Genomic DNA, 25,454 nt, shown 5'->3' with positions numbered 1-25,454 from the left:
TCCGTGTCGTGCGGCCCCGAGGCGCATCCCGCAAGGATGCCGAAGCAGGCCAGAAGAAGGGCGCGTTCAGCGTTGCGTCGGAAGGAACGGCGCTTTGTTGTCGTGGACAGGAGGTTCATCGCTCGCAGAAGGAATGTCGGGATGCGGATCGAAACTGCCGCCGGGCGGCAGGTCCAGTCCGGGAGGCGCCCCGGCGTCCAGCGAATGGCGCTCGAATTCTCGGGCGCGCACGTTGCTGCGCAGGAAGCGGTTGCGGAAATCCTGCCGTGGCAGGTAGCGAGCAAGCTCGGTCAGCGCCATCTCATAGACGCCGCGCTTGAACTCGACGACCACGTCGAGCGGCACCCAGTAGTCATGCCAGCGCCAGGCGTCGAATTCGGGATGGTCGGTGGCACGCAGGTTGAGATCCCAGTCGTGGCCGGTGAGTTGCAGCAAATACCAGATTTGTTTCTGGCCCTTGTAGTGGCCCCGTGCGTCACGGCGGATGAACCGATCCGGCACCTCGTAGCGCAACCAGTCGCGGGTACGGGCCACGATGCGCACATGCTCCGGATGGAGCCCGACTTCCTCGTGCAGTTCCCGGAACATGGCTTGCTCGGGACTTTCGCCGCGGTCGATGCCGCCTTGCGGAAACTGCCAGGAATGCGTGCGTATGCGCTTGCCCCAGAAAACCTGGTTTCTCTGGTTGAGCAGGATGATGCCGACGTTGGGCCTGAAGCCGTCCCGGTCGAGCATAATCAAACCCCAATTTTTGAACTGAGTCGATTATGCATGCCGGGTTGCCGTCGGCAAGCTGCCGATGCCAGGCTCTCAGGGTCTCTCCGGGGGAGCAGTCCCCCACTTCCAAACTTCGAATCCAGCGAATCCATCACCGCAATCCCGATGAAAGCTTCCCGATTTTTTGTCTCCACCCTCAAGGAAGCGCCCGCTGACGCCGAGGTCGCGAGCCACCGGCTCATGATGCGCGCCGGCATGATCAAGAAGCTCGGCACGGGCATCTACACCTACATGCCCATGGGACTGCGCGTGATCCGCAAGGTCGAAGCCATCGTGCGCGAGGAGATGAACCGCGCCGGCGCCGTCGAGATGACGATGCCCGTGGTGCAGCCTGCCGAGTTCTGGCAGGAGACCGGCCGCTTCGAGAAGATGGGCCCCGAGCTGCTGCGCATCAAGGACCGGCACGACCGCGACTTCGTGATCCAGCCGACCAGCGAAGAGGTGGTGACGGACATCGCGCGCCAGGAAATCCGCAGCTACAAGCAGCTGCCGAAGAATTTCTACCAGATCCAGACCAAGTTCCGCGACGAGCGCCGCCCGCGCTTCGGACTGATGCGCGGGCGCGAATTCATCATGAAGGACGCCTACAGCTTCGACCGCGACCTCGACGCGGCCAAGGCCAGCTACCAGGTCATGGCGCAGGCCTACCGCAACATCTTCGACCGCTTCGGCTTGCGCTATCGCGCCGTGGCGGCCGACAGCGGCGCCATCGGCGGGGACCTGAGCGAAGAGTTCCAGGTGATCGCCGCCACGGGCGAGGACGCCATCGTCTACTGCCCCGACAGCAATTACGCCGCCAACATGGAAAAGGCCGAGGCCCTGGCCCCGGCCGGCCCGCGCCCTGCCGCCGCCAAGGCGCTCGAGAAGACGCCCACTCCGGGCAAGGCCACCTGCGAAGACGTTGCAGTGCTGCTCGGCGTGCCGCTGTCGACCACGGTCAAGTCGCTCGTGCTGGCCACCGACATTGTCGACGACGCAGGCAACCCCAAGGGCTCGCAGGTCTGGCTGCTGCTGCTGCGCGGCGACCACGAGATGAACGAGATCAAGGTCGGCAAGCTGCCGGGCCTGGACAAGGGCTTTCGCTTCGCGACCCTGGCCGAGATCGACGAGCACTTCGGCTGCAAGCCGGGCTACCTTGGCCCGCTGAACCTCAGGAAGCCCGTCAGGATGGTGGCCGACCGCGAGGTGGCCGTGATGGCCGACTGGATCACGGGCGCCAACGAGATCGACTTCCACATGACCGGCGTCAACTGGGGCCGCGACCTGTCCGAGCCCGACCTGGTCGCCGACCTGCGCAACGTGGTCGCCGGCGACGCCTCGCCCGACGGCAAGGGCGTGCTGGCCATCGAGCGCGGCATCGAGGTCGGCCACGTGTTCGTGCTCGGCACCAAGTACAGCAAGGACATGAACGCCACCTACCTCGACGAAGGTGGCAAGCCGCAGTTCCTCGAGATGGGCTGCTACGGCATCGGCATCACGCGCCTGCCGGCGGCGGCCATCGAACAGAATCACGACGAGCGCGGCATCATCTGGCCCGACGCGCTGGCCCCGTTCACGGTGGTGGTCTGCCCGATCGGCATGGACCGCAGCCCCGAGGTCAAGGTGGCCGCCGAAGCGCTGCATGAGCAACTGCTCGCTGCCGGCGTCGACGTGCTGCTCGACGACCGCGGCGAGCGCCCCGGCGCGATGTTCGCCGACTGGGAGCTCATCGGCGTGCCGCACCGCGTAGTGATCTCGGACCGCGGTCTGAAGGAAGGCCAGCTCGAATACCAGCACCGCCGTGACACGGCGGCCACCAAGGTGCCTGCGGCCGGCATTGCGGAGTTCATCACCGGCAAGCTCGCGAAATGAGCGTGGAGGGCGGCCTCTCGCGACGCCAGTGCCTGGGCGGCGCCGTGACGGCAAGCGCCCTCGCCATGCTGTCGCTGCCACAGACCGCCCTGGCCGGTGCGCAGATCGAGGAGCCGCTGATCGACTCGGTGCGCACTGCGCTCAGCTCGGCCATCCACAACAAGGCACCGCCGGTGCCCCAGTTCGCGAACACCGAGGCCCGGCTTGCCTACCTGCGCTGGTTGGGCGAGATGAGTGAGCGGCTGCGCAAGAAGGTTGCCGATGCGCCATCGCGCATCGAATTCCTGCAGACCGCCTGGTACGAAGCCAAGCGCTCGGGGCTCGACGTGAGCCTGGTGCTCGGGCTCGTCCAGGTCGAGAGCAATTTCCGCAAGTTCGCCGTGTCGAGCGCCGGTGCGCGTGGCTACATGCAGGTCATGCCGTTCTGGACGCGCGTGATCGGCGACGCCGACCCGGCCAAGTTGTTTCACATGCAGACCAACCTGCGCTTCGGCTGCGTCATTCTTCGCCACTACCTCGACCGCGAGAACGGCGACCTGTACATGACGCTGGGCCGCTACAACGGCAGCCGCGGCAAGTCGCCGTACCCGAACGCGGTGTTCGCGAACCAGCGGCTCTGGGTGTTCAACGACAGGGAGCGCGAGCGCGAGAAGGACCCCGCCTCCGCAGGCTGAGCCTCCGTCAGCCGGCCGGCGCCTTGGCGGTGGCCGAGCCCTTCGTGACCATCACTTGGTCGATGCGGTAGCTGTCCACGTCCATCACCTCGAAGGTGTAGCCGCCCCAGGTCACGTTGTCGGTGCGCTTGGGTACGCGGCGCAGCATCACCATCAGGAAGCCGGCCAGCGTCTCGTACTCCTCCGAGTGAGGCAGTTCGTCGATGTGCAGTGCGCGCTGCACGTCCTGGATGGGCGTGACGCCGTCGATCAGCCACGAGTTCTCGTCGCGCTGCACGATCTGCTCCTCGTCGGGCATGGAGACGAGGTCGCCCATCACCGTGCTCATCACGTCGTTGAGCGTGATCACGCCCACCACGAGGCTGTATTCGTTGACGATGATCGCGAAGTCCTCGTGCGCCTGCTGGAACTGTTCGAGCACCTCGGTAAGCGACAGGCGATCGGGAATCACCAGCGCCTTGTGCAGCGGCAGGCCCTGGTCGAAGGCCAGCGGCTGGCCGCTCAGCACACGCTGGAACATGTCCTTGGCATCGACGTAGCCGAGTACGTGGTCGATGTCGCCGTCGCACACCGGATACGCCGAGTAGGGCTCGGCCACGATGCGCGCACGCAGCACCGTCTCGGGGTCGTCGTGCAGGAACCAGGCGATGCTGTCGCGCGCCGTCATCACGCTGCTGACCAGGCGCGTCTCCAGCTCGAACACGTTGGCGATCACCTGCTGCTCGCGCACCGCGAGCACGCCGGCCCGTGCGCCGGCCTCGGTCATCGCGAGGATGTCGGCCGAGGTGATCTTGTCGTCGCGCGCCATCGGCATGCCGAGCACTTTGAAAAGCAGGTCGGTACAACGCGTGAAGAACCACACCAGAGGCTTGAAGGTGGTGATCAGCACCTGCATCGGCCCGACCATGCGCACCGCCAACTGCTCGGGGTTGCTCATGCCCAGCCGCTTGGGGAACAGGTCGGCGAACACCAGGAACACCGCGATGATGATGACGAACGAGCACAGGAAGGCCGCGTTGGCGGAGGCCTCGACGCTCAGCCATTTCTCGAAGAACACCGCGAAGTAGGGGCTGAGCGAGCCCTCGCCGACCACGCCGCCGAGGATCGCCACCGCGTTCAGGCCGATCTGCACCACGGTGAAGTAGTGGCCGGGTTGCTCCTGCACGCGCAGCACCTTCTCGGCCCGGGGGTCGCCCTCGTCGGCCATCTGGCGCAGGCGCAGGCGGCGCGAGGCGGCCAGGGTGATTTCGGCAAGGGAGAAGAACGCGCTCATCGCGATCAGCATGGCGATGATGAGCAGGCTTTGGGTCAGGGTCATGGTGGCACGTCGAAGACGGCCACCATGGTGCCATGACTCGGCACCCGAAAAGTGCTCAGACCCCGCCCTGCGGATGCGTGGGGTCGACCCAGAGTACCGATTCGGGCTTTTCGACGGGTTCGATGTCGAGGTTGACCGCCACCGCTTCGCCATCGCTGCGGCACAGCACGCATTCGAGCGTCTCGGTCGCGCTGGCGTTGATCTCCTGGTGCGGCACGTAGGGCGGCACGTAGATGAAGTCGCCCGGTCCGGCCTCGGCCGTGAACTCAAGCTTTTCGCCCCAGCGCATGCGGGCCCGGCCGCGCACGACGTAGATCACCGATTCGAGATGCCCGTGGTGATGGGCGCCGGTCTTGGCGTCGGCGTGGATGGTCACGGTGCCGGCCCAGAGCTTCTGCGCACCCACGCGGGCGAAGTTGATGGCCGCTGCCCGGTTCATGCCGGGCGTCTGGGCGGTGTTGGCGTCGAGCTGGTTGGCCGCGATCACGCGCACGCCATCGTGCTTCCAGGCCGACTCGCCTTCTTCATGCGAATGGCCGTGATCCGCGTGATCGTGGCTCATTGCGGGTCCCGTGGAATCAGGCTGCGCCGCCGCCGATGACCTGCTGCAGTTCGCCTGATTCGTACATCTCCATCATGATGTCCGAGCCGCCGACGAACTCGCCCTTCACGTAGAGCTGCGGAATCGTGGGCCAGTTGCTGTATTCCTTGATGCCCTGGCGGATGCCGTCGTCTTCGAGCACGTTGACGGTCTTGAGCGTCTTGGTGTCGACGCCGACCGCCTTCAGGATCTGTATCGCGCGGCCAGAGAAGCCGCACATCGGAAAGCTTGCGTTGCCCTTCATGAAGAGCACGAGGTCGTTGGTCTTGACGAGGTCGTCGATGCGTTGCTGGGCGTCGGACATGGGGACTCCTGAAAAGTGGGCTGGGGGGATTATTTCACCGTGCGCCAGATTCCGCCGGAGCAGCGCTGGATGCCGGCGAGGTCGTCGCGGCTTTGCACTTCGGCGAAACCGCGCGCGGCGAGCAATTGACGCACGGCCGCGGCCTGGTCGTGGCCGTGTTCGAGCAGCAGCCAGCCGCCTTCGGCGAGGTGGCCGGGAGCGTTCTGCACGATCTGGCGGATGTCGTCGAGGCCGTCGGCGCCCGCGACCAATGCGGAAACGGGTTCATGGCGCAGGGCGGGCAGGTGCGGGTCGCCGGCGGCGATGTACGGTGGGTTGCTCGCGATGACCGTGTAGCCGCTGCCGGCGCCGTCGAGCCAGCTCGCTTCGGTGAAGCGCACCGGCAGGCCGAGGCGCTGCGCGTTGGCCTGGGCGACCGCCAATGCGTCGGCGCTGGCGTCGACCGCGTCGACTTGCGCATCGCGGCGGGCATGTTGCAGGGCCAGTGCGATCGCACCGCTGCCCGTGCCGAGATCGAGCACGCGCGGGGCGACATGGCCCTCGAGGCACTGCAGCGCCCATTCGACCAGCGCCTCGGTGTCGGGCCGCGGCACCAGCACGCGTGGGTCGACGTGCAGGGCGAGGCCGTGGAACTCCTTCTCGCCGAGCAGATACGCGACCGGCTCGCCTGCGAGGCGGCGCGACAACTGCGCGCAGAGCGCGGCCCACGCCGCGTCGGGCATCGCATCGGTGTCGTGCGCCAGCAGCCAGGCGCGGTCATGCGGCGCCCGGCCCAGCGCGTGCAGCAGCAGCAACTGCGCGTCGAGCCGCTCCACGCCCAGCGCGACGGCCGCGGCCAGTGCCTGCGCCACGGTGGACGGCTTCGGGTCGTCGGCGGTCATCACGCTGGCAGGCTCGATTCCAGCTCGGCCAGCTGTTCGGCCTCACGCGCGGCGCGCAGCGCGTCGAGCACGTCGCCAAGGTCGCCTTCCATGATCGCGAGCAGCTTGTAGAGCGTGAGGTTGATGCGGTGGTCGGTGAGCCGGCCCTGCGGAAAGTTGTAGGTGCGGATGCGGTCCGAGCGGTCGCCGCTGCCGATCAGGCCCTTGCGCATGGCCGCGTCCTTGGCCGCTCGCTCGCTGCGGTCCTTCTCCTGAATGCGCGCCGACAGCACCTGCAGCGCCTTGGCCTTGTTGCGGTGCTGGCTGCGGTCGTCCTGGCACTCGGCCACGATGCCGGTGGGGATGTGCGTGATGCGCACGGCCGAGTCGGTCTTGTTGATGTGCTGTCCGCCCGCGCCGCTTGCGCGGTAGGTGTCGATGCGCAGGTCGGCCGGGTTGATCTGCACGGCCACGGTCTCGTCGGGCTCGGCCAGCACGGCGACCGTGCAGGCGCTGGTGTGGATGCGGCCTTGTGTTTCGGTCGCCGGCACGCGCTGAACGCGGTGGCCGCCCGACTCGAAGCGCAGGTGGCCGAACACCTCGTCGCCGACGATGCGGATCACCACTTCCTTGTAGCCGCCGAGCTCGCTTTCGCTCTCGCTCACCACCTCGCAGCGCCAGCCGGCGCGCTCGCAGTAGCGCGTGTACATGCGCAGCAGGTCGCCCGCGAACAGGGCCGATTCGTCGCCGCCGGTACCGGCGCGGATTTCGAGGAAGGCGTTGCGCGCGTCGTCGGGGTCCTTCGGCAGCAGCAGGCGCTGCAGTTCTTCTTCGAGCTGCACCAGCTCGGCTTCGGCGCCCGCGATTTCTTCCTTTGCCATCTCGGCCATGTCGGGGTCGTCGAGCATCTCCCTGGCACCGGCGATGTCGGCCTCGCGCTGCCTGTAGCGCTCGTAGCGGCCGGCGATCTGCGTGACTTCGGCATGCTCGCGCGAGATGGTGCGGTACTGCGCCATGTCGCTCATGATGTCTTCGCGCGAGAGCAGGAAGTCGAGCTCGCCGAGGCGTTGGGCGTAGCGTTCGAGTTGGTGGCGCAGAAAGGATTTCACGGAGGAACGGGACTCGAAAAATATGGAGGTGCTGCCGCAAAAGGGCAGCGCGCATGAAGACCGCGGCCGATCGGGCCTGGCGACGACGAGCGTCGCTAACGCTCTTTGCGCAGGAACAGGCGCGAGATGGCCTGCGCCGTCTGCTCGCGCGAGGCAGCATCGCCCGCGTGCAGTTCGGCCATGGCGCCGTGCATCATCTTCTGCGTGAGCCCGCGCGACATGGCCTCGAGCACGGCATCGACCGATTCGCCCCTCGCCAGCAGCTTGCGTGCGCGCGCCATCTCGGCGGCACGCCATTCGTCGGCCTGCGCATTGAGCTGCTGGATCAGCGGCACGGTGCCGCGCTGGCCCAGCCAGTGCATGAAGCTCTGCACGCCGGCGTCGATGATGACTTCGGCCTGCGCGACAGCCGCCTGGCGGTTGGCCTGGCCCTGTTGCACGACCTGTGCGAGGTCGTCGACGGTGTAGAGGTAGATGTCCTCGAGCGCCTTCACTTCGGGCTCGATGTCGCGCGGCACGGCCAGGTCGACCATGAACATCGGGCGGTGCTTGCGTGCCTTGAGCGCGCGCTCCACGGCGCCCAGGCCGATGATCGGCAGCGTGCTCGCCGTGCAGCTCACGATGATGTCGAACTCGGCGAGTCGCGCCGGCAGGTCGGCCAGGCGCATCGCTTCGGCGCCGAAGCGCGACGCCAGTTTTTCGCCGCGCTCGAGCGTGCGGTTGGCAATGGCGATCGACCTGGGTTCCTTGGCTGCGAAGTGCGTGGCCGCGAGGTCGATCATCTCGCCTGCGCCGACGAACAGCACGCGCGTTTGATGAAGGTCTTCGAAGAGCTGGCCAGCGAGCCGGACCGCCGCGGCGGCCATGCTGATGGAGTGCGCGCCGATCTCGGTGGCGGTGCGGACTTCCTTCGCCACCGCGAAAGAGCGCTGGAACAGCTGGTTCAGCGTGCTGCCGAGCGCGCCGGCGGTTTCGGCCGCGCGCACGGCATCTTTCATCTGGCCGAGGATCTGAGCTTCGCCGAGCACCATCGAGTCGAGCCCGCTGGCCACGCGGAAGGCATGGCGGGCGGCCTCGTCGTCCTGAAGCGTGTAGGCGTGCGATCGCAGCAGGGCCGGGGCCACGCCGCCGCTTTGCGCCAGCCAGCCGAAGGTGTGGTCGAGTGCGGCCTGTTCCGAGGCGCAATAGATCTCGGTGCGATTGCAGGTGGAGATGATCGCGGCCTCGACCTGGGGGTGGCGGCCGGAGGCAAAGGAACTGCGCAGGCTCTGCAGCGTGGGGGCGATTTGGTCGAGCGCGAACGCGAAACGACCGCGCAGGTCGAGCGGCGCGGTCGTGTGGTTCAAGCCGAGAGCCCAGACTGACATGGCCGTGATTATAAAATCAGCAGCCGCATGAGCCTTGCGGAGGGACAAATGGCTTTCCCTATGACAGCCATATCCTTCGCCGCATGTCCCGGCGCACGCGCAATTCCCTCCGATGGACCTGCTGGCCCTCCTCGATCACCTGTTCAATTTCGTCGCTCCGGCGGCCTTCCTGGCCCTGGTGCTGGCTCTTGCCGGCCGGTTCCTGGGCGGCGGGCGCGCCGGCGTCCCGCGCTGGTGGGTGCAGTGGGCGCTGACCTTTGCCGTGGGTGTCGGCGTGTCGGTGATCGGCCTCGTGGTGTTCGGGCGCGACGGGATGATGGCGACCTACGCTGCGCTTGTGGTGGCCTGCGGCACCGTCCAGTGGCTGGCGATGCGCGGCTGGCGCCGATAGGGCCGATCGACTCCGGGCTGCGGCGGCGTGCACCGCGGCGCTGCCGCCGCAGCGAGGCTCAGGTCGGCATGCCGGGGATCGGCGAGTTGGACGTCGCGGGTGCCGGCGCCGCCGCGGCCGGCTCGGAGGGCGCCATCATGAAGGTGGTCGGCGTCGCCATCGGCAACGCGGCTTTCCTGAGCTCGTCGAGGATCACGAACAGCAGGTCGCTGCGCACGCCGCCCGCGAGCCGGGGGCTCGCCACATAGGCGATCGCCTGGAAGATCAGCAGCCCGTTCTCGATACCCTCGAGCGTGAGCGACGGCGCCGGCGTTTCCAGCACGCCTTCGTGCCCCCTGCAGGCCGCGAGGATCAGATCGCGCACGCGCTGCGCGTCGGTGGTCAGCGGCATCGGCAGGCGGATCAGCACGCGGCCCTCGGCATTGGCCAGCGTCATGTTGCGAACCGTCTTGGTGATGAACTCCGAGTTCGGCACGATGAGTGTCGAACGGTCGCCAAGCTGGATCTCGGTGGCGCGCACGTTGATGCGCCGCACGTCGCCCTCGGCCGTGCCCAGCACCACCCAGTCGCCCACCTTCACCGGCTGCTCCGCCAGCAGGATCAGCCCGGAGATGAAGTTCTGCACGATCGCCTGCAGCCCGAAGCCGATGCCCACCGACAGCGCGCTCGCCACCCACGCGATGCGCTCGATGCCGATGCCCAGCGCCGACAGGGAGAACGCAATCACCATGATGCCGCCCACGTAGCCCAGCAGCGTGGTGATCGAGTTCTGCATGCCCGGCTCGAACTGCGTGTTCGGCAGGTAGCTGCGCGTGAGCCAGCGCTTGAAGATGCGCAGGACGATGAAGCCCAACACCGCCACCGCCACCGCGCTCAGGATCGCGCCCGGCACCAGTTGGAATTCGCCCACCTTCACGCCGGTGCCGAGCTTGCCGCTGCGCTGGAACACTTCGCTCGGAGATGTGCCCAGCGGCGCGGCCAGCGCGATCAGCATGTAGACGAACAGCGCCACGCGGCTGATGCCCGACAGCACCGTGGCCGCCTGGTCCAGCGTCTGCGGTGCGAGGCTGAAACTCTTCTGCAGCTTCTGGCCGAAGGTGCTGCGCGAGGCTACGCTGGCCATGAACACGTCGTCGGCGAACTTGAACAGCACGTAGAAGGCAGCGGCCACGATGCCGCTCCAGGTCAGCTGCGAGGCCAGGAAGCTGCCCAGCGCCACGTAGCCCAGCGCCACCAGCACCCAGATGGCGATCATCAGCATGCCGATCAGCGCCACCAGCAGGCCGACCCACATCGGCCGCTCGGGCAGGCCGGCCTCGGGCGCATCGGCGCGCAGCGCCTTGAGCCGGTAGATCACCGTGCCCACCAGGGCCGTCAGCACCAGCGCCGTCAGCACATGCGTGGTCACCACGGCGGCGAAGCTGGCGTCGATCAGCGCATTGATCTCGGCCGGCGTCCAGGCCAGTGCCGCCACCAGCGCCACCAGCCAGGGCAGCGCGGCAAGCCGGCTGGCCGTGGCGTCGGGGATCGGCGGCAGCCGCCATGAGGGGCGCGAAGTGGCCAGCAGCGCGCGGCCCAGGCCGATGACGAAGGCCATGAAGGTCAGCGCCTGCGCCGCCGATTGCAGCGCCTTGCGCGCCTGCGGGTCCCAGGTGGCGTAGGTCTTGAGCACTTCCACGAAGCCGTGCGCGGCTACCGCCACCAGCAGCACGTGGCTCGCGACGATGGCGATCACCAGCAACGAGCGGCGCAGCCTGCCGGCCGGCAGCACCCGCATGGAGAGCCGCGCCAGCAGGTGCTCGGCACCCCAGACGCCCAGGAAGGCCAACAGCAGCGCGCCTATCAGCGCGGCGATCACCGCCGTGCGCGATGCGGGTGCCAGCGCCTGTTCGATGCCGTCGCCGAGGGCCGTGCCCATGGCCTGCAGCCGCGCCAGGTCGTCGGGCCAGGCCTCCTGCAGGTCGTTCCAGAAGGCCTCGGTGAGCGGCGAGGCCGCGCGCTCGGTGAGCTGGGCCTCGAACAGTGCGCGGCGCTGCGTGACCAGGTCGGCGCCGCGCTGGCGCACGTCGATGGACAGAAGCTTCGCAAGCCGGATGTCGGCGTCGAGCGCGTTGCGCTCCTTCGTCAGCTGCGCGCGCTGGCGCGTGATGCCGGGGTCTTCGGTGCTGCCGGCAGCGGGCGGGTTGCCGAGCTCGCCCAGGCGTGCGTTGAGGTCTGCGAGGTCGCCGGTGCGCGCGGCGACGAATTTGTCCGCCTGCGCGCCGATGTCGTTGATCTGCCCGATCTGCTTGCGCGGGTCGTCCTCGGCGTCGCCGCCCTTGCCCGGGTCGGCGGTGAGCTTGTTGAATTGCGCCCGCAGTTCGGCCACGGTGGGCGCGGGGGCTGCCGCGGCGGCGGTGTTGGCGCTGTTGTTGGGATTGCCGGTGCCGGCGTTCATGCTGGCATCGGGCTGCGCGAACGCGCCGCACACCGACAGGGCCAGCAGGATGGCGAGGCCGAAGCCCGCCAGGCGAGAGGTCCGATTCATGGCCGCATCATAGAAGCGGCCATGAGGTAAGAGCCTGTAAGAAACGTGCGCCTCAGCCGGCCGGGCTGAACAGGTCGACCCGGTCGGTGATGATGCCGTCGGTACCCAGGCCGATCAGCCGCTGCGCCGCCCATTCGTCGTTCACCGTGTAGCTCAGCGCGCGCATGCCGGCGCCGTGCACCTGCGCGACTACTGCGGCGTCCCACAGCGCGTGATTGCAGACGATGGCCACGCAACCCAACTGTTGCGCGGCTTCGAGCCAGCCGTTCCACAGCGTGTCGAGCAGCAGACCGCGCGGCAGCTCTGGCTGCACCGCTTGCGCGCCTTTCAGCGATTCGACCTGGAAGGACGTGAGCAGCGGCGGTACGGCCGCGCCTTGCCACAGGCGCGCAGCCTCACGCGCCACCACCTCGCCGGTTTCGCGCTCGACGCCCGGCGTCGGCTTGATCTCGATGTTCAGCAGGTGGCCGTTCGCCAGGCAGTAGCGCGCGAGGTTCTCCAGCGTGGGCAGCGGTTCGCCCGCATGGGCGCGTGAGTGCCAGCTGCCCGCATCGAGCTGCGCCAGCGCGCTCCAGGGCTGGGCGCCACCGGTGCCGTGGCCGCTGGTGGTGCGGTCCAGTGTGGCGTCGTGCATCAGGAAGGGCACGCCGTCGGCGCTGAGCTTGGCGTCGCACTCGAACATGCGGTAGCCGTATGCCGCGCCGAGCCGGAACGCGGCAAGAGTGTTCTCGGGAGCCAGCTTGCCGGCGCCGCGGTGAGCGACCCAGCGGGGGTAGGGCCAGGAATTCATGATCATTTCCTGAGTTGGCTTTCGGCTTCTTCGTGGGACACCGCGGAACCGGCTTTGCCGGGCCGCTGGTGTCGTCCCCGGTAGGGGGTAGGAGAAGCGACACGAAGTGCGCGAAGCCTGGGGGCGAGCATTAGTCCGCGCGCTTGCCGGAGCCGGCGTCGAACCAGTGCAGCTTGTCTTCGCGTGCGGCGATCTTCACCGTGTCGCCTGCCACCGGCGGATGGTCGCCTTCGTCAGTGCGCATGATGATCTGCTCATCGCCGATGCGGCCGTACACCAGGCGCTCGGCGCCCAGCAGCTCGACCTGCTCGACCTGCACCGTCCAGCCGCTCTCGTCGAGCTTCAGGTGTTCGGGGCGGATGCCCAGGATCTGGCCGGGCCGCACGCCCGGCGCATGCTTGAGCAGGTTCATCGGCGGCGAGCCGATGAAGCTCGCCACGAAGGTGGTCGCCGGACGCGAGTACACCTCTTCGGGCGTCGCGAACTGGTCCATCACGCCGCCGTTCATCACGATGATGCGCTGCGCCAGCGTCATCGCCTCGACCTGGTCGTGCGTGACGAACAGCGAGGTGATGCCGAGTTCGCGGTGCAGCTTCTGGATTTCGAGGCGCGTCTGCGCGCGCAGCTTGGCGTCGAGGTTCGACAGCGGTTCGTCGAACAGGAAAACCTGCGGCTGGCGCACGATGGCGCGGCCCATGGCCACGCGCTGGCGCTGGCCGCCGGAGAGTTCGCGCGGCTTGCGCTCCAGCAGGTGGCCGAGTTCGAGGATCTTCGCGGCCTTGTCGACGCGCACCTTGATCTCATCGACCGGTACCTTGGCGATCTTCAGGCCGTAGGCCATGTTCGCGAACACGCTCATGTGCGGGTACAGCGCGTAGTTCTGGAACACCATGGCGATGTCGCGCTCGGAGGGTTCGAGCTGGTTCACCACCTTGCCGCCGATGGCGATCTCGCCGGCCGAGACTTCCTCCAGGCCGGCCACCATGCGCAGCAGCGTGGACTTGCCGCAGCCCGAGGGGCCGACGATCACGATGAATTCATGGTTGGCGATCTCGGCGCTCACGCCGTGGATGACCTGGTTGGCTTTCGGCCCGTGGCCGTAGCGCTTGATGACGTTGCGTAGGGAAAGTGCAGCCATGTTTATTCGAGTTCTCCGATATTTTTCAGGAACACCGCGGAACCGGCTTTGCCGGGCCGCTGGTGTTGCCCCCGGTAGGGGGAAGGCGTAGCGACACGAAGTGCGCGAAGCCTGGGGGCGAGCCTATTTCTCTGTATCAACAAGGCCCTTGACGAACCACTTTTGCATCAGCACAACCACCAGCGCGGGCGGCAGCATGGCGAGGATGGCGGTGGCCATCACGACGTTCCATTCGTTCTGGCCGTCACCGCCGGCGATGAGCCGCTTGATACCGACCACGATCGGGTACATGTCCTCGTTGGTGACCGCCAGCAGCGGCCACAGGTACTGGTTCCAGCCGTAGATGAACTGGATCACGAAGAGCGCGGCAATGCTGGTCTTCGACAGCGGCAGCAGCACGTCGAAGAAGAAGCGCATCGGGCTCGCGCCATCCATTCGCGATGCCTCGGTGAGTTCCTCGGGCACGGTCAGGAAGAACTGGCGGAACAGGAAGGTGGCCGTGGCCGACGCGATCAGCGGCACCGTGAGGCCTGCGTAGCTGTTCAGCATGCTCAGGTCAGACAGCACCTTGTAGGTGGGCAGGATGCGCACTTCCACCGGCAGCATCAGTGTCACGAAGATCGCCCAGAAGCAGATCTTCTTGAAGGGGAAGCGGAAGTAGACGATGGCGAAGGCCGACAGCAGCGAGATGGCGATCTTGCCGATGGCGATGACCAGTGCCGTCACCAGGCTGACCCACATCATGTGGGCCACCGGGGCGTTGGAGCCTGCGCTGCTCGCGCGGCCGAAGAGCGCGCCCTTGTAGCTGTCGAGCATGTTCGAGCCCGGCAGCAGCGGCATCGGCCGCTGCACGATTTCCTGTGCGGTGTGGGTGGACGCCACGAAGGCGAGGTAGATGGGGAAGGCGACGATCAGGACGCCGAGGATCATCACCACGTGGGCCAGGACGCCCTGAGTGCTTCTTCTTTCAACCATGTCAGTACTGCACCTTTTTCTCGACGTAGCGGAATTGCACGATGGTGAGCGCGATCACGATCACCATCAGCACGACCGACTGCGCGGCCGAGCCACCCAGGTCCAGCGCCTTGAAGCCGTCGTGATAGACCTTGTAGACGAGGATTTCCGTGTCCTTGCCCGGACCGCCTTCGGTGGCCGCGTGAACGATGGCGAAGGTGTCGAAGAACGCGTAGACCACGTTCATCACCAGCAGGAAGAAGGTGGTGGGAGACAGCAGCGGGAACTGCACCGTCCAGAAGCGGCGCCATGGGCGCGCGCCGTCGATGGCCGCCGCCTCGATCAGCGACTTGGGAATGGACTGCAGGCCAGCCAGGAAGAACAGGAAGTTGTACGAGATCTGCTTCCACACCGCGGCCATCACGATCAGCGTCATCGCGTGCTTTGAATTGAGCAGGTGGTTCCAGTCGATGCCGATCTTGCCGAGCGCATAGGCGACCACGCCCAGCGAAGGGGAGAACATGAAGACCCAGAGCACGGCTGCCACGGCGGGCGCCACGGCGTAGGGCAGGATCAGCATGGTCTTGTAGAACATGCCCCCGCTCACGATGCGATCGGCAAAGACGGCCAGCGTCAGCGACAGGCTCAGGCCGATGGTGGCCACCAGCACCGAGAAGACGGCGGTGGTCTTGAACGACTCGCCATAGGCCGGGTCGTGGAACAGGTCCTTGAAGTTCTGCAGCCCGACGAAGTCGACGGATGTGCCGAATGCGTCCTGCTGCTGCATCGATTGCAGGATGGCTTGTGCCGCCGGCCAGAAGAAAAACACGAGGATCACCGCCATCTGCGGTGCCAGCAGCAGCCAGGGCAACCAGCCCGAGCGAAAGAAAACGCGTTTTTCCATGAACCCTCTACATAAAAAATCCCGCCCGGCCCGCTCTTGCGCAAGAGCGGACGGGGGCGGGCGATGTTAGCCGGACACGCGAGGGGTCCGGTCGTCGATCGTCAGCTCTTGTTGGCCTTCTGGAAGCGTTCCAGCTGCTCGTTGCCGCGGGTCACGATGGCGTCGAGGGCTTCCTTGGCGGTTTTCTTGCCGTTCCAGACCTGTTCGAGCTCTTCGTCCTCGATGGCGCGGATCTGCACGTAGTTGCCCAGGCGGATGCCGCGGCTCTTGTCGGTGACCTTGCGGATCATCTGTGTCACGGCCACGTCGGTGCCGGGGTTCTGCTTGTAGAAGCCCGAGTCCTCGGTGAGCTTGTACGAGGCCATGGTCACGGGCAGGTAGCCCGTGCGCTTGTGGCTGGCGGACTGCACTTCAGGCGTCGAGATGAAGCTGAAGAACTTGGCCACGCCCTTGTACTCGGCCGGTTTCTTGCCCGACATGACCCACAGGCTGGCGCCGCCGATCACGGTGTTCTGCGGTGCGCCCGGCACGTCCGGGTAGTAGGGCAGGGGCGCCAGGCCGTAGGCGAACTTGGCGTTCTTCGCCACGTTGCCATAGAAGCCCGAGGACGTGTTGATCATGGCGCACTCGCCCGAGACGAACGAGGCTTCAGGCACGTTGCCGCGGCCCTTGTAGATGAACAGGCCCTGCTTGGCCATGCTGGCCAGGTTCTCGATGTGGCGCTGGTGCAGCGGCGAGTTCACCTTCAGGCGCGCGTCCAGGCCCTGCAGGCCGTTGGACTTGCTCGCGAACTCCACGTTGTGCCAGGCCGAGAAGCTCTCGACCTGCGTCCAGTTCTGCCAGGCCGTGGTAAACGGGCACTTGTGGCCGCTGGCCTTGAGCTTGGCGGCGGCGGCGACCACTTCGGGCCAGGTCGACGGCGCCTTGTCGGTGGGCAGGCCGGCGGCCTTGAAGGCGTCCTTGTTGAAATAGAAGATGGTGGTCGAGCTGTTGAAGGGGAAGCTCAGCATCTGGCCATTGGGGGCGGTGTAGTAGCCGGCCACGGCGGGGATGTAGGCGGCCGGGTCGAACTTCTCGCCCGCGTCCTTCATGACCTGGCCGACCGGCACGATCGCGCCCTTGCTGGCCATCATGGTGGCGGTGCCCACTTCGAAAACCTGCAGGATGTGCGGTGCGTTGCCGGCGCGGAAGGCCGCGATGGACGCCGTCATCGATTCGTCGTACGTGCCCTTGAAGGTCGGCACGACCTTGTATTCCTTCTGGCTCTCGTTGAACTGCTTGGCCAGGTCGTTGACCCATTCGTTGTTGACGGCGGTCATCGAGTGCCACCATTGGATCTCGGTCTGGGCCTGCGCCACGTTGAATAGCGTGGTGGCGGCCAACGCCGATGCCAGCGCGAGCGTCTTGAATCGCATGAAGACTCCTGAAGGGGGAAATGGAAAGCGCGGATGCTAGGGCATGTGCATGACACAGCCGCGTCACATTGGCGCACGGAGCGCCGCTTTCTTCCAATCAGGGAAACCCCTTTGGCCTCATGCCCGGCGCGGGCGACAACCCTGCATGCTGCGCTGCACCATGCTAGCATCGCCCTCCCTTTTTCTGGCCTAGCTTGTCGCCATGGCCGGGGCTTCCGCGAGACCGCCATGAGCAGCAAAACCTCCCTCGACAAAAGCAGGATCAAGTTCCTCTTGCTCGAAGGCATCCACCCCTCGGCCGTGGAGGTGTTGCGCGCCGCCGGCTACACCAACATCGAGTCGCTGCCGGGCGCACTGCCCGACGCCGAACTCAAGGCCAAGATCGCCGATGTCCACTTCCTGGGCATCCGTTCGCGCACCCAGCTGACGGCCGAGGTGTTCGCAGCCGCCCACAAGCTGGTGGCCGCCGGGTGCTTCTGCATCGGCACCAACCAGGTCGACCTCGAGGCGGCGCGCGAGCACGGCGTGGCCGTTTTCAATGCCCCTTACTCCAATACCCGCTCGGTGGCCGAGCTGGTGCTGGCCGAAGCCATCCTGCTGCTGCGCGGAGTGCCCGAAAAGAGCGCGGTGGCGCACCGCGGCGGCTGGCTCAAGTCGGCCGACAACGCGTTCGAGATCCGCGGCAAGACGCTGGGCATCGTGGGCTACGGCTCGATCGGCGCGCAGCTGTCGGTGCTGGCCGAGGCGCTGGGCATGCATGTGGCCTTCTTCGACGTGGTCACCAAGCTGCCGCTGGGCAATGCGCGCCAGGTGCGCGAGCTGCACCAGCTGCTGGCGCAGAGCGACATCGTGACGCTGCACGTGCCCGAGACCCAGGCCACGCAGTGGATGATCGGCGCGGCCGAGATCGCCGCGATGAAGCCGGGCGCCATCCTGCTGAACGCCTCGCGCGGCACGGTGGTCGAGATCGAGCCGCTGGCCGAGGCCCTGAAGAGCAAGAAACTGCTGGGCGCCGCCATCGACGTGTTTCCGGTGGAGCCGCGCACCAACAAGGACGAGTTCCTGTCGCCGCTGCGGGGCCTGGACAACGTGATCCTGACGCCGCACATCGGCGGATCGACGATGGAGGCCCAGGCCAACATCGGGCTGGAAGTGGCCGAGAAGCTGGTCAAGTACAGCGACAACGGCACCTCGACTTCTTCGGTCAACTTTCCGGAGGTGGCGCTGCCGGCGCACCCGGGCAAGCACCGCCTGCTGCACGTCCACCGCAACGTGCCGGGCGTGCTGTCCGAGATCAACAAGATCTTCTCGGACAACAACATCAACATCTCCTCGCAGTTCCTGCAGACGAACGAGAAGATCGGCTACGTGGTGATGGACATCGACGCGGCTTCTTCCGACCTGGCGCTGGAGAAGCTGGCGAAGGTGAGCGGGACGATCCGCAGCCGCGTGCTGTTCTGATTTGGGTTTCCCCGGGTACGGCGCTGGGTGCTGTGCCCCTTTCCTTGGAGCCCGCTCCCGGTTTTGCTCCCTCTCCCTCCAGGGGAGGGTTGGGGTGAGGGCAGCGGCATCAAAGCCACGACAGGCGTCCGGTATGCGGTACGGCCCAGCCCGCGCGACGTCCCTGGCACAAGGACAACGCCAGGACCCCAAGGCAAGACCCCAAGCCCTGCCCTAAAATCATTCCCCCGGCTACATGGGCGCGCAGCGCCTGGCCAAGGGCCCCACCCGATGAATGCTCCGACTGCGTTGAATACGCTGTTGTCACAGGCCGCAGAGCCCGTACGACTGCGCGAGATCCCGTACAACTACACCAGCTTCTCCGACCGAGAGATCGTGATTCGCCTGCTGGGCGAGCGCGGCTGGGAACTGCTCCAGACCCTGCGCGCCGAGCGCCGCACCGGCCGATCGGCGCGCATGCTCTACGAAGTGCTCGGCGACATCTGGGTCGTCCAGCGCAACCCTTACCTCGTCGACGACCTGCTCGACAACCCGCGCCGCCGCGGCCAGCTGGTCGATGCCCTGCGGCACCGCCTGGCCGAGGTGCAGAAGCGCCGCACCCCCGACAGCGACCTGCCGCGCGACCAGCTCGTGGGCGAACTCACCGGCCTCGTGGGCGAGGCGGTGGCCGCGTTCGACACCAAGTTCCGCGAGGTCGCCGCCCTGCGCCGCAAGGCCACGCGCGCGCTGCGCAGGCTCACGGCCAAGGACAACATCAAGTTCGACGGCCTGTCGCGCGTCTCGCACGTGACCGACGCCACCGACTGGCGCGTGGAGTACCCGTTCGTGGTGCTGTGCCCCGACACCGAGGCTGAGATGGCGCTGCTGGTGAAGGGCTGCATCGAGCTGGGCCTGACCATCATCCCGCGCGGAGGCGGCACCGGCTACACCGGCGGCGCCATCCCGCTGACATGGAAGAGCGTGGTCATCAACACCGAGAAGCTCGAGGCGATGACCGAGGTCGAACACGTCTCGCTGCCCGGCCTCGAAGCCCAGGTGCCCACCATCTGGACCGAAGCCGGTGTGGTCACCCAGCGGGTGGCCGATGCGGCCGAGCGCGCGGGCTTCGTGTTCGCCGTCGATCCGACCTCGGCCGAGGCCTCGTGCGTCGGTGGCAACGTCGCCATGAACGCCGGCGGCAAGAAGGCCGTGCTCTGGGGCACCGCGCTCGACAACCTCGCCTCGTGGCGCATGGTGACGCCGCAGGCCGAATGGCTCGAAGTCACTCGCATCGGCCACAACCTCGGCAAGATCCATGACGCCGAGAGCGCCGTGTTCGAGCTGCAGTACTACGCGGCCGACGGCAAGACGAAGCTGCGCACCGAGCGCCTCGACATTCCGGGGCGCACCTTCCGCAAGGAAGGCCTCGGCAAGGACGTGACCGACAAGTTCCTCTCGGGCCTGCCGGGCATCCAGAAGGAGGGCTGCGACGGCCTCATCACCAGCTGCCGCTGGGTGGTGCACAAGATGCCCGCGCACACGCGCACCGTGTGCCTCGAATTCTTCGGCAACGCCAAGGACGCCGTGCCCAGCATCGTCGAGATCAAGGACTTCATGTTCGCCGAGCAGAAGCGCTCGGGCGTGCTGCTGGCCGGCCTCGAACACCTGGACGACCGCTACCTGAAGGCCGTGGGCTACGCCACCAAGTCGAAGAAGCACGGCGGCCTGCCGAAGATGGTGCTGTTCGGCGACATCGCCGGCGACGACGCCGATGCGGTGGCGCGCGTCACCTCCGAAGTGGTGCGCATCGCCAACTCGCGCAGCGGCGAAGGCTTCATCGCCATCAGCCCCGAGGCGCGCAAGAAGTTCTGGCTCGACCGCAAGCGCACGGCCGCCATCAGCAAGCACACCAACGCCTTCAAGATCAACGAGGACGTGGTGATCCCGCTGCCGCGCATGGCCGAGTACAGCGACGGCATCGAGCGCATCAACATCGAGCTGTCGCTGCAGAACAAGCTCGCGCTCACCGACGCGCTCGAAGCCTTCCTGCTGCGCGGCAACCTGCCGCTGGGCAAGACCGACGACGCGCATGAAATCCCGGCGGCCGAGCTGCTCGAAGACCGCGTGGCGCAGGCCGTCGCGCTGGTGCAGGGCGTGCGCGCGCTCTGGGCCGAATGGCTGCGCGACGTCGACACGCTGTTCCCGCAGCTGCAGGACCACACCCTGCGCGCCAGCTGGAAGACCCAGCTGCGCCAGCCGCTGCAGGAAATCTTCAGCGGCGTGGAGTTCGCCCCCATCGTTGCCGAATGCGCGGCCATCCACAAGCAGGTGCTCAAAGGCCGCGTGTGGGTCGCGCTGCACATGCACGCGGGCGACGGCAACGTGCACACCAACATCCCCGTCAACAGCGACAACTACGACATGCTGCAGACCGCGCATGCCGCGGTGGTGCGCATCATGGCTCTGGCACGCAGCCTCGACGGCGTGATCTCGGGCGAGCACGGCATCGGCATCACCAAGCTCGAATTCCTGAGCGACGAGGAGCTGCGTCCGTTTACCGAGTACAAGGCCAAAGTCGACCCCGAAGGCCGCTTCAACAAGGGCAAGCTGCTGCGTGCGCCGGCAGGCCAGGCTCAGACGCTGCACGCCGACCTGACCAACGCCTACACGCCGAGCTTCGGCCTCATGGGGCACGAGTCGTTGATCATGCAGCAGAGCGACATCGGCGCCATTGCCGACAGCGTGAAGGACTGCCTGCGCTGCGGCAAGTGCAAGCCGGTGTGCGCCACGCACGTGCCGCGCGCCAACCTGCTCTACAGCCCGCGCAACAAGATCCTCGCGACCTCGCTGCTGGTGGAGGCCTTCCTCTACGAAGAGCAGACCCGGCGCGGCATCAGCATCAAGCACTGGGAGGAGTTCGAGGACGTGGCCGACCACTGCACCGTGTGCCACAAGTGCCTCACGCCATGCCCGGTGAAGATCGATTTCGGCGACGTGTCGATGAACATGCGCAACCTGCTGCGCAAGATGGGGCAGAAGAGCTTCCGCCCAGGCAACGCGGCCGCGATGTTCTTCCTCAACGCGACCAATCCGCAGACCATCAAGGCGGTGCGCGCGGGCATGGTGGGCGTGGGCTTCAAGGCGCAGCGCCTGGCCAACGACCTGCTGCGCGGCCTCGCGAAGAAGCAGACCTCGGCGCCGCCGGCCACGCTCGGCCCGGCACCGGTCAAGGAGCAGGTGATCCACTTCATCAACAAGAAGATGCCGGGCAACCTGCCGAAGAAGACGGCGCGCGCGCTGCTCGACATCGAGGATGCGGACTACGTGCCGATCATCCGCAACCCGAAGGCGACCACGTCGGAAACCGAGGCGGTTTTCTACTTTCCGGGGTGCGGGTCGGAGCGCCTGTTCTCGCAGGTCGGCCTTGCCACGCAGGCGATGCTGTGGCACGCGGGCGTGCAGACGGTGCTGCCGCCGGGCTACCTGTGCTGCGGCTATCCGCAGCGCGGCAGCGGCCAGTACGACAAGGCGGAGAAGATGATCACGGACAACCGCGTGCTCTTCCACCGCGTGGCCAACACGCTCAACTACCTCGACATCAAGACGGTGGTGGTGAGTTGCGGCACCTGCTACGACCAGCTGCAGGGCTACCAGTTCGACAAGATCTTCCCGGGCTGCCGCATCATCGACATCCACGAGTACCTGCTGGAGAAGGGCATCACGCTGGCCGATGCCGGCGGTGGCGGCTATCTTTATCACGACCCGTGCCATTCGCCGATGAAGCAGCAGGACCCGATGAAGACCGTGAAGGCGCTGGTCGGCGACAACGTGCTCAAGAACGACCGCTGCTGCGGCGAGTCGGGCACGCTGGGCGTGTCGCGGCCCGACATCTCGACGCAGATCCGCTTCCGCAAGGAAGAAGAGCTGAAAAAGGGCGAGGCCGCGCTGCGCGACAGCGGCAAGGTCGGCGCGAAGGACAACGTGAAGATCCTCACCAGCTGTCCGAGCTGCCTGCAAGGCCTCTCGCGCTACGGCAACGACCTGAACAACGGACTGCTCGAGGCCGACTACATCGTGGTCGAGATGGCCAACAAGCTCCTCGGCAAGGACTGGATGCCCGAATACGTGGCCGCGGCCAACCAGGGCGGGATCGAGCGGGTGCTGGTATGACGGCGCAAGGCTGCCCGCTCTGCGAAGGCCCTGGCGGACGCGTCGTGTTCGAGGGTGCGAAGCTGCGCGTCGTCCACGCGGAAGAGGCAGGTTTCCCGGCCTTCTATCGCGTGGTCTGGCGCGCGCATGCGCCGGAGTTCTCGGATCTCGATGCCACCGGCCGCGCGCTGTGCATGGACGCGGTGGTGGCGGTGGAGCAGTGCCTGCGCGAGCACCTGCATCCCGCCAAGGTGAACATCGCCGCGCTCGGCAACATGGTGCCGCACCTGCATTGGCACGTGATTGCGCGTTTCGCCGACGACAGCCATTTCCCGGGCTCGGTATGGGCACCCGTGCAGCGCGCACGGAATACCGCGCACGAGGCGCATGTCGCCGCGCGCCTGCCGGCCGTCGAGGCTGCGATGATCGAACGCCTGGGTACAAGGAGCTTCTGATGGCAGGCTTGAAACAGGGCGCACCGACGCCGCAGTCGATCACCGTGCATGGCCAGTCGCGCGTGCTCGAAGTGGGCTTCTCGGATGGCTCGACCTTCCGCATTCCCTTCGAGCTGATGCGCATCTACTCGCCGTCGGCCGAAGTGCAGGGCCACGGCCCGGGCCAGGAAATCCTGCAGACGGGCAAGCGCGACGTCGAACTCGTCGACCTCCAAGCGGTCGGCAACTACGCCGTGCAGCCGACCTTCAGCGACGGCCACAGCACCGGCATCTACTCGTGGGACCTGCTCTACGAACTGGGCGCGAAGCAGGCCGAGCTGTGGGCTGCCTACGAGCGCCGGCTGGCCGAAGCGGGCGTCGAGCGCGACACGCCGATGCTCGACAAGGGCGGCCACGCCTGCGGCAGCCACTGAGCCGCGAATCTGCGCGGTGCTCTCGAAAAGATAGCCCTGCGTCCAGGAAGGACGGGCGGAAAAAGCAACAAATGTCCGCCGTACGCGCGGGGTCGTCGGCTTGATGTGAGGGCTTCCGGCCTAACATCGGTTGCATGAGTACCACACACTTCGGCTTCGAAACGGTCGACGAAAGCGAGAAGGCACGCCGCGTGCGCGGCGTTTTCGATTCGGTCGCCTCGCGCTACGACGTCATGAACGACCTGATGTCGGCCGGCCTGCACCGCGCCTGGAAGGCGTACACCGTCATGGTCGCGAACGTGGGCGAGGGCTCGCGCGTGCTCGACATCGCGGGCGGCACCGGCGACCTCGCGCTCGCCTTCGCGAAGAAGGTCGGCGCCACCGGCCAGGTGGTCCACACCGACATCAACGAAGCCATGCTGCGCACCGGCCGCGACCGTCTGCTCGACGCCGGCGTGTCGCTGCCCACCATGGTCTGCGACGCCGAGAAGCTGCCCTTTCCCGACGACCACTTCGACGTGGTGACGGTGGCCTTCGGCCTGCGCAACATGACGCACAAGGACATCGCGCTCAAGGAAATGAACCGCGTGCTCAAGCCTCGCGGCAAGCTGCTCGTGCTCGAGTTCTCGAAGGTCGCGAAGCCGCTCGCCAAGGCCTACGACTGGTACTCCTTCAACGTGCTGCCACGCCTGGGCAAGCTGGTGGCCGGCGACGACGCAAGCTATCGCTACCTCGCCGAATCGATCCGGATGCATCCCTCGCAAGAGGAGCTCAAGACCCTCATGAAAGAGGGCGGTTTCGGACATGTGGACTATCACAACATGACTGGGGGAATCGCCGCCCTCCATGTTGGAATCAAGTGTTGATGACGCGAATCTTTCGCTCAGAGGAGACGACATGAAGAGTTTGGGTTCTTTGTTTTTGGCAGCTGCATTGGTGCTGGTCAGTGTCCAGGCCGAGGCTGCGCGCATGGGCGGCGGCAAGTCGTTCGGACGCCAGTCGTCCAACGTGACGCAGCGTGAGGCTGTCCCGTCGGCAGCGCCTGGCGCCCCCGCGCAGAGCGCGACCAACGCTGCAGCGGCGAAGCCCGCAACGCCCGCACCCGCGGCGGCCGCGCCGAAGCGTCCGTGGGGCGCCATGCTCGGCGGCCTGGCCGCCGGCCTGGGCCTCGCATGGCTCGCGCATTCGCTCGGCCTCGGCGCCGGCTTCGGCAACATCCTGCTGATCGGCCTGCTCGTGCTTGCCGCGGTGGTGGTGTGGCGCATGATCAAGTCGCGCTCGCAGCCTGCCGGCAACGGCCAGGGCGGCTTCGCCTTCCAGGGCGCGGGCGCCAGCCCGAGCAATGCCAGCGCGCCGGCGCAATACAGCCCGGCCAACGTGGGCAACGACGCATCGGCACGTCCATGGGAGCGCAATGCCGCCGCCTTCGATGCCACACCGTCGAACGACGCGCCGCACGGCAGCAGTCTCTCGGCAGCGGGTGCCGCGGCCGGTGGCAGCATGATCGGCTCGGCGCTCGGCGGTTCGCAGTCCTGGGGCATCCCCGCGGGCTTCGACGTCGACGGCTTCCTCGGCGCCGCGAAGCGCAACTTCGTGACACTGCAGGATGCCTGGGACCGCGCCGACGTCTCGATGCTGCGTTCGATGATGACCGACGGCATGGTCGACGAGATCCGTACCCAGCTGGCCGACCGCGCCAGCCACACGGGCGGCGCCTCGAACAAGACCGAAGTCGTGATGCTCGATGCCAAGCTGCTCGGCATCGAGGAGCTGCCCGATGCCTACATGGCCAGCGTGGAGTTCTCCGGCATGATCCGCGAAGACGCCTCGGCCGGCCCGGGCCCGTTCCGCGAAGTGTGGAACATGACGAAGCCGACCAGCGGCAACAGCGGCTGGCTCGTGGCTGGGGTGCAGGCACTGCAGTAAATAAAGGCTCGCCCCCCAAGGCTTCGCGCACTTCGTGTCGCTTCTCCTGCCCCCTGCCGGGGGCAACACCAGCAGCCCGGCAAAGCCGGTT

22 protein-coding genes are annotated in these 25,454 nt (G+C 66.8%); 9 read left to right on the top strand and 13 right to left on the bottom strand.

Features of this window, described 5'->3' with window-relative positions; translation table 11 throughout:
- Window positions 1-66: 66 nt before the first annotated feature.
- Entirely contained in the window at window positions 67-735 is a 669-nt protein-coding gene (locus ACEN9N_RS18005; protein ID WP_007833253.1) for an RNA pyrophosphohydrolase, read from the bottom strand.
- A 147-nt stretch (window positions 736-882) separates the two neighbouring features.
- On the opposite strand from ACEN9N_RS18005, the gene ACEN9N_RS18000 reads away from it, so the two are divergent.
- Both ACEN9N_RS18000 and ACEN9N_RS17995 read left to right on the top strand, forming a co-directional pair.
- The gene (locus ACEN9N_RS18000; protein WP_495654189.1) at window positions 883-2,628 is read left to right on the top strand and encodes a proline--tRNA ligase; all 1,746 of its coding nucleotides are present in this window, start codon (window positions 883-885) and stop codon (window positions 2,626-2,628) included.
- On the top strand, window positions 2,625-3,302 hold the full coding sequence (locus ACEN9N_RS17995; protein ID WP_007833257.1) for a lytic transglycosylase domain-containing protein: 678 nt from the start codon (window positions 2,625-2,627) through the stop codon (window positions 3,300-3,302). Before ACEN9N_RS18000 ends, ACEN9N_RS17995 begins: the two co-directional genes overlap by 4 nt.
- A gap of 7 nt (window positions 3,303-3,309) precedes the next feature.
- Here the strand turns inward: ACEN9N_RS17995 and paeA are convergent, their stop codons facing one another.
- The 6 genes from paeA to hemA form a co-directional block, all read right to left on the bottom strand.
- On the bottom strand, window positions 3,310-4,620 hold the full coding sequence (paeA, locus tag ACEN9N_RS17990; protein WP_495654188.1) for a polyamine export protein PaeA: 1,311 nt from the start codon (window positions 4,618-4,620) through the stop codon (window positions 3,310-3,312).
- Between the two features lie 55 nt (window positions 4,621-4,675).
- The gene (locus ACEN9N_RS17985; RefSeq protein WP_007833262.1) at window positions 4,676-5,182 is read right to left on the bottom strand and encodes a cupin domain-containing protein; all 507 of its coding nucleotides are present in this window, start codon (window positions 5,180-5,182) and stop codon (window positions 4,676-4,678) included.
- Window positions 5,183-5,198: 16 nt separating this feature from the next.
- On the bottom strand, window positions 5,199-5,525 hold the full coding sequence (grxD, locus tag ACEN9N_RS17980; protein WP_495654187.1) for a Grx4 family monothiol glutaredoxin: 327 nt from the start codon (window positions 5,523-5,525) through the stop codon (window positions 5,199-5,201).
- Between the two features lie 29 nt (window positions 5,526-5,554).
- A complete protein-coding gene (prmC, locus tag ACEN9N_RS17975; RefSeq protein WP_413314811.1) occupies window positions 5,555-6,406 on the bottom strand; it encodes a peptide chain release factor N(5)-glutamine methyltransferase in 852 nt (283 codons plus the stop codon).
- Window positions 6,406-7,494, bottom strand: a complete 1,089-nt coding sequence (prfA, locus tag ACEN9N_RS17970) for a peptide chain release factor 1 (RefSeq protein ID WP_007833268.1) — start codon at window positions 7,492-7,494, stop codon at window positions 6,406-6,408. Before prfA ends, prmC begins: the two co-directional genes overlap by 1 nt.
- Window positions 7,495-7,589: 95 nt before the next feature.
- Window positions 7,590-8,861: a glutamyl-tRNA reductase gene (hemA, locus tag ACEN9N_RS17965; protein WP_413314786.1), complete on the bottom strand. Its 1,272-nt coding sequence runs from the start codon at window positions 8,859-8,861 to the stop codon at window positions 7,590-7,592.
- Window positions 8,862-8,973: 112 nt separating this feature from the next.
- On the opposite strand from hemA, the gene ACEN9N_RS17960 reads away from it, so the two are divergent.
- Window positions 8,974-9,252, top strand: a complete 279-nt coding sequence (locus tag ACEN9N_RS17960; protein WP_007833272.1) for a hypothetical protein — start codon at window positions 8,974-8,976, stop codon at window positions 9,250-9,252.
- Window positions 9,253-9,310: 58 nt separating this feature from the next.
- Here ACEN9N_RS17960 and ACEN9N_RS17955 read toward each other — a convergent pair whose 3' ends face one another.
- The 6 genes from ACEN9N_RS17955 to ugpB all read right to left on the bottom strand — a co-directional run bounded on the left by ACEN9N_RS17955 (window position 9,311) and on the right by ugpB (window position 16,980).
- Window positions 9,311-11,779 carry a DUF3772 domain-containing protein gene (locus tag ACEN9N_RS17955; RefSeq protein ID WP_413314787.1) on the bottom strand — a complete coding sequence of 823 codons (2,469 nt, stop codon included), beginning with the start codon at window positions 11,777-11,779 and terminating at the stop codon, window positions 9,311-9,313.
- Window positions 11,780-11,831: 52 nt separating this feature from the next.
- Window positions 11,832-12,575, bottom strand: a complete 744-nt coding sequence (ugpQ, locus tag ACEN9N_RS17950) for a glycerophosphodiester phosphodiesterase (protein WP_495654186.1) — start codon at window positions 12,573-12,575, stop codon at window positions 11,832-11,834.
- 124 nt (window positions 12,576-12,699) lie between these two features.
- Complete coding sequence (ugpC, locus tag ACEN9N_RS17945; protein ID WP_042674438.1) at window positions 12,700-13,707, bottom strand: sn-glycerol-3-phosphate ABC transporter ATP-binding protein UgpC; 1,008 nt, start codon at window positions 13,705-13,707, stop codon at window positions 12,700-12,702.
- Between the two features lie 123 nt (window positions 13,708-13,830).
- Window positions 13,831-14,682 carry a sn-glycerol-3-phosphate ABC transporter permease UgpE gene (gene ugpE, locus ACEN9N_RS17940; protein WP_007837107.1) on the bottom strand — a complete coding sequence of 284 codons (852 nt, stop codon included), beginning with the start codon at window positions 14,680-14,682 and terminating at the stop codon, window positions 13,831-13,833.
- 1 nt (window position 14,683) lies between these two features.
- Entirely contained in the window at window positions 14,684-15,565 is an 882-nt protein-coding gene (gene ugpA / locus ACEN9N_RS17935) for a sn-glycerol-3-phosphate ABC transporter permease UgpA (RefSeq protein WP_007837109.1), read from the bottom strand.
- A gap of 101 nt (window positions 15,566-15,666) precedes the next feature.
- Window positions 15,667-16,980: a sn-glycerol-3-phosphate ABC transporter substrate-binding protein UgpB gene (ugpB, locus tag ACEN9N_RS17930; protein ID WP_007837114.1), complete on the bottom strand. Its 1,314-nt coding sequence runs from the start codon at window positions 16,978-16,980 to the stop codon at window positions 15,667-15,669.
- A 228-nt stretch (window positions 16,981-17,208) separates the two neighbouring features.
- Here ugpB and serA point away from each other — a divergent pair, with 228 nt between their 5' ends.
- The 6 genes from serA to ACEN9N_RS17900 all read left to right on the top strand — a co-directional run bounded on the left by serA (window position 17,209) and on the right by ACEN9N_RS17900 (window position 25,363).
- Window positions 17,209-18,441 (top strand): phosphoglycerate dehydrogenase, encoded by a 1,233-nt coding sequence (gene serA / locus ACEN9N_RS17925; RefSeq protein WP_056593990.1) that lies wholly within the window; start codon window positions 17,209-17,211, stop codon window positions 18,439-18,441.
- A 270-nt stretch (window positions 18,442-18,711) separates the two neighbouring features.
- Window positions 18,712-22,590, top strand: a complete 3,879-nt coding sequence (locus tag ACEN9N_RS17920; protein WP_495654185.1) for a DUF3683 domain-containing protein — start codon at window positions 18,712-18,714, stop codon at window positions 22,588-22,590.
- Window positions 22,587-23,024, top strand: a complete 438-nt coding sequence (locus tag ACEN9N_RS17915) for an HIT family protein (RefSeq protein ID WP_495654184.1) — start codon at window positions 22,587-22,589, stop codon at window positions 23,022-23,024. Before ACEN9N_RS17920 ends, ACEN9N_RS17915 begins: the two co-directional genes overlap by 4 nt.
- Window positions 23,024-23,437, top strand: a complete 414-nt coding sequence (locus ACEN9N_RS17910) for a gamma-butyrobetaine hydroxylase family protein (protein ID WP_495654183.1) — start codon at window positions 23,024-23,026, stop codon at window positions 23,435-23,437. The genes ACEN9N_RS17915 and ACEN9N_RS17910 overlap by 1 nt, the downstream gene beginning before the upstream one ends.
- A gap of 134 nt (window positions 23,438-23,571) precedes the next feature.
- Window positions 23,572-24,303, top strand: a complete 732-nt coding sequence (gene ubiE, locus ACEN9N_RS17905; protein ID WP_007837120.1) for a bifunctional demethylmenaquinone methyltransferase/2-methoxy-6-polyprenyl-1,4-benzoquinol methylase UbiE — start codon at window positions 23,572-23,574, stop codon at window positions 24,301-24,303.
- Window positions 24,304-24,334: 31 nt separating this feature from the next.
- Window positions 24,335-25,363 carry a Tim44 domain-containing protein gene (locus tag ACEN9N_RS17900; protein ID WP_495654182.1) on the top strand — a complete coding sequence of 343 codons (1,029 nt, stop codon included), beginning with the start codon at window positions 24,335-24,337 and terminating at the stop codon, window positions 25,361-25,363.
- Window positions 25,364-25,454 lie beyond the last annotated feature (91 nt).

The organism is Variovorax sp. Varisp46, assembly GCF_059491885.1.
Note: the sequence above shows the minus strand (reverse complement) of the source record. Positions and strands in the feature narration are given on the sequence as shown.

Excerpts from the sequence above, each read along its gene's own strand:
- ACEN9N_RS17900 (WP_495654182.1), top strand. The coding sequence starts at position 24,335 with ATGAAGAGTTTGGGTTCTTTGTTTTTGGCAGCTGCATTGGTGCTGGTC.
- ubiE (WP_007837120.1), top strand. The coding sequence starts at position 23,572 with ATGAGTACCACACACTTCGGCTTCGAAACGGTCGACGAAAGCGAGAAG.
- grxD (WP_495654187.1), bottom strand. The coding sequence starts at position 5,525 with ATGTCCGACGCCCAGCAACGCATCGACGACCTCGTCAAGACCAACGAC.
- serA (WP_056593990.1), top strand. The coding sequence starts at position 17,209 with ATGAGCAGCAAAACCTCCCTCGACAAAAGCAGGATCAAGTTCCTCTTG.
- ugpQ (WP_495654186.1), bottom strand. The coding sequence starts at position 12,575 with ATGATCATGAATTCCTGGCCCTACCCCCGCTGGGTCGCTCACCGCGGC.
- ACEN9N_RS17920 (WP_495654185.1), top strand. The coding sequence starts at position 18,712 with ATGAATGCTCCGACTGCGTTGAATACGCTGTTGTCACAGGCCGCAGAG.
- paeA (WP_495654188.1), bottom strand. The coding sequence starts at position 4,620 with ATGACCCTGACCCAAAGCCTGCTCATCATCGCCATGCTGATCGCGATG.
- ugpC (WP_042674438.1), bottom strand. The coding sequence starts at position 13,707 with ATGGCTGCACTTTCCCTACGCAACGTCATCAAGCGCTACGGCCACGGG.
- ACEN9N_RS17960 (WP_007833272.1), top strand. The coding sequence starts at position 8,974 with ATGGACCTGCTGGCCCTCCTCGATCACCTGTTCAATTTCGTCGCTCCG.
- ugpE (WP_007837107.1), bottom strand. The coding sequence starts at position 14,682 with ATGGTTGAAAGAAGAAGCACTCAGGGCGTCCTGGCCCACGTGGTGATG.
- ACEN9N_RS17955 (WP_413314787.1), bottom strand. The coding sequence starts at position 11,779 with ATGAATCGGACCTCTCGCCTGGCGGGCTTCGGCCTCGCCATCCTGCTG.
- ACEN9N_RS17995 (WP_007833257.1), top strand. The coding sequence starts at position 2,625 with ATGAGCGTGGAGGGCGGCCTCTCGCGACGCCAGTGCCTGGGCGGCGCC.
- hemA (WP_413314786.1), bottom strand. The coding sequence starts at position 8,861 with ATGTCAGTCTGGGCTCTCGGCTTGAACCACACGACCGCGCCGCTCGAC.
- ACEN9N_RS18005 (WP_007833253.1), bottom strand. The coding sequence starts at position 735 with ATGCTCGACCGGGACGGCTTCAGGCCCAACGTCGGCATCATCCTGCTC.
- prmC (WP_413314811.1), bottom strand. The coding sequence starts at position 6,406 with ATGACCGCCGACGACCCGAAGCCGTCCACCGTGGCGCAGGCACTGGCC.
- ugpB (WP_007837114.1), bottom strand. The coding sequence starts at position 16,980 with ATGCGATTCAAGACGCTCGCGCTGGCATCGGCGTTGGCCGCCACCACG.
- ACEN9N_RS17915 (WP_495654184.1), top strand. The coding sequence starts at position 22,587 with ATGACGGCGCAAGGCTGCCCGCTCTGCGAAGGCCCTGGCGGACGCGTC.
- ACEN9N_RS17910 (WP_495654183.1), top strand. The coding sequence starts at position 23,024 with ATGGCAGGCTTGAAACAGGGCGCACCGACGCCGCAGTCGATCACCGTG.
- ACEN9N_RS17985 (WP_007833262.1), bottom strand. The coding sequence starts at position 5,182 with ATGAGCCACGATCACGCGGATCACGGCCATTCGCATGAAGAAGGCGAG.
- ugpA (WP_007837109.1), bottom strand. The coding sequence starts at position 15,565 with ATGGAAAAACGCGTTTTCTTTCGCTCGGGCTGGTTGCCCTGGCTGCTG.
- ACEN9N_RS18000 (WP_495654189.1), top strand. The coding sequence starts at position 883 with ATGAAAGCTTCCCGATTTTTTGTCTCCACCCTCAAGGAAGCGCCCGCT.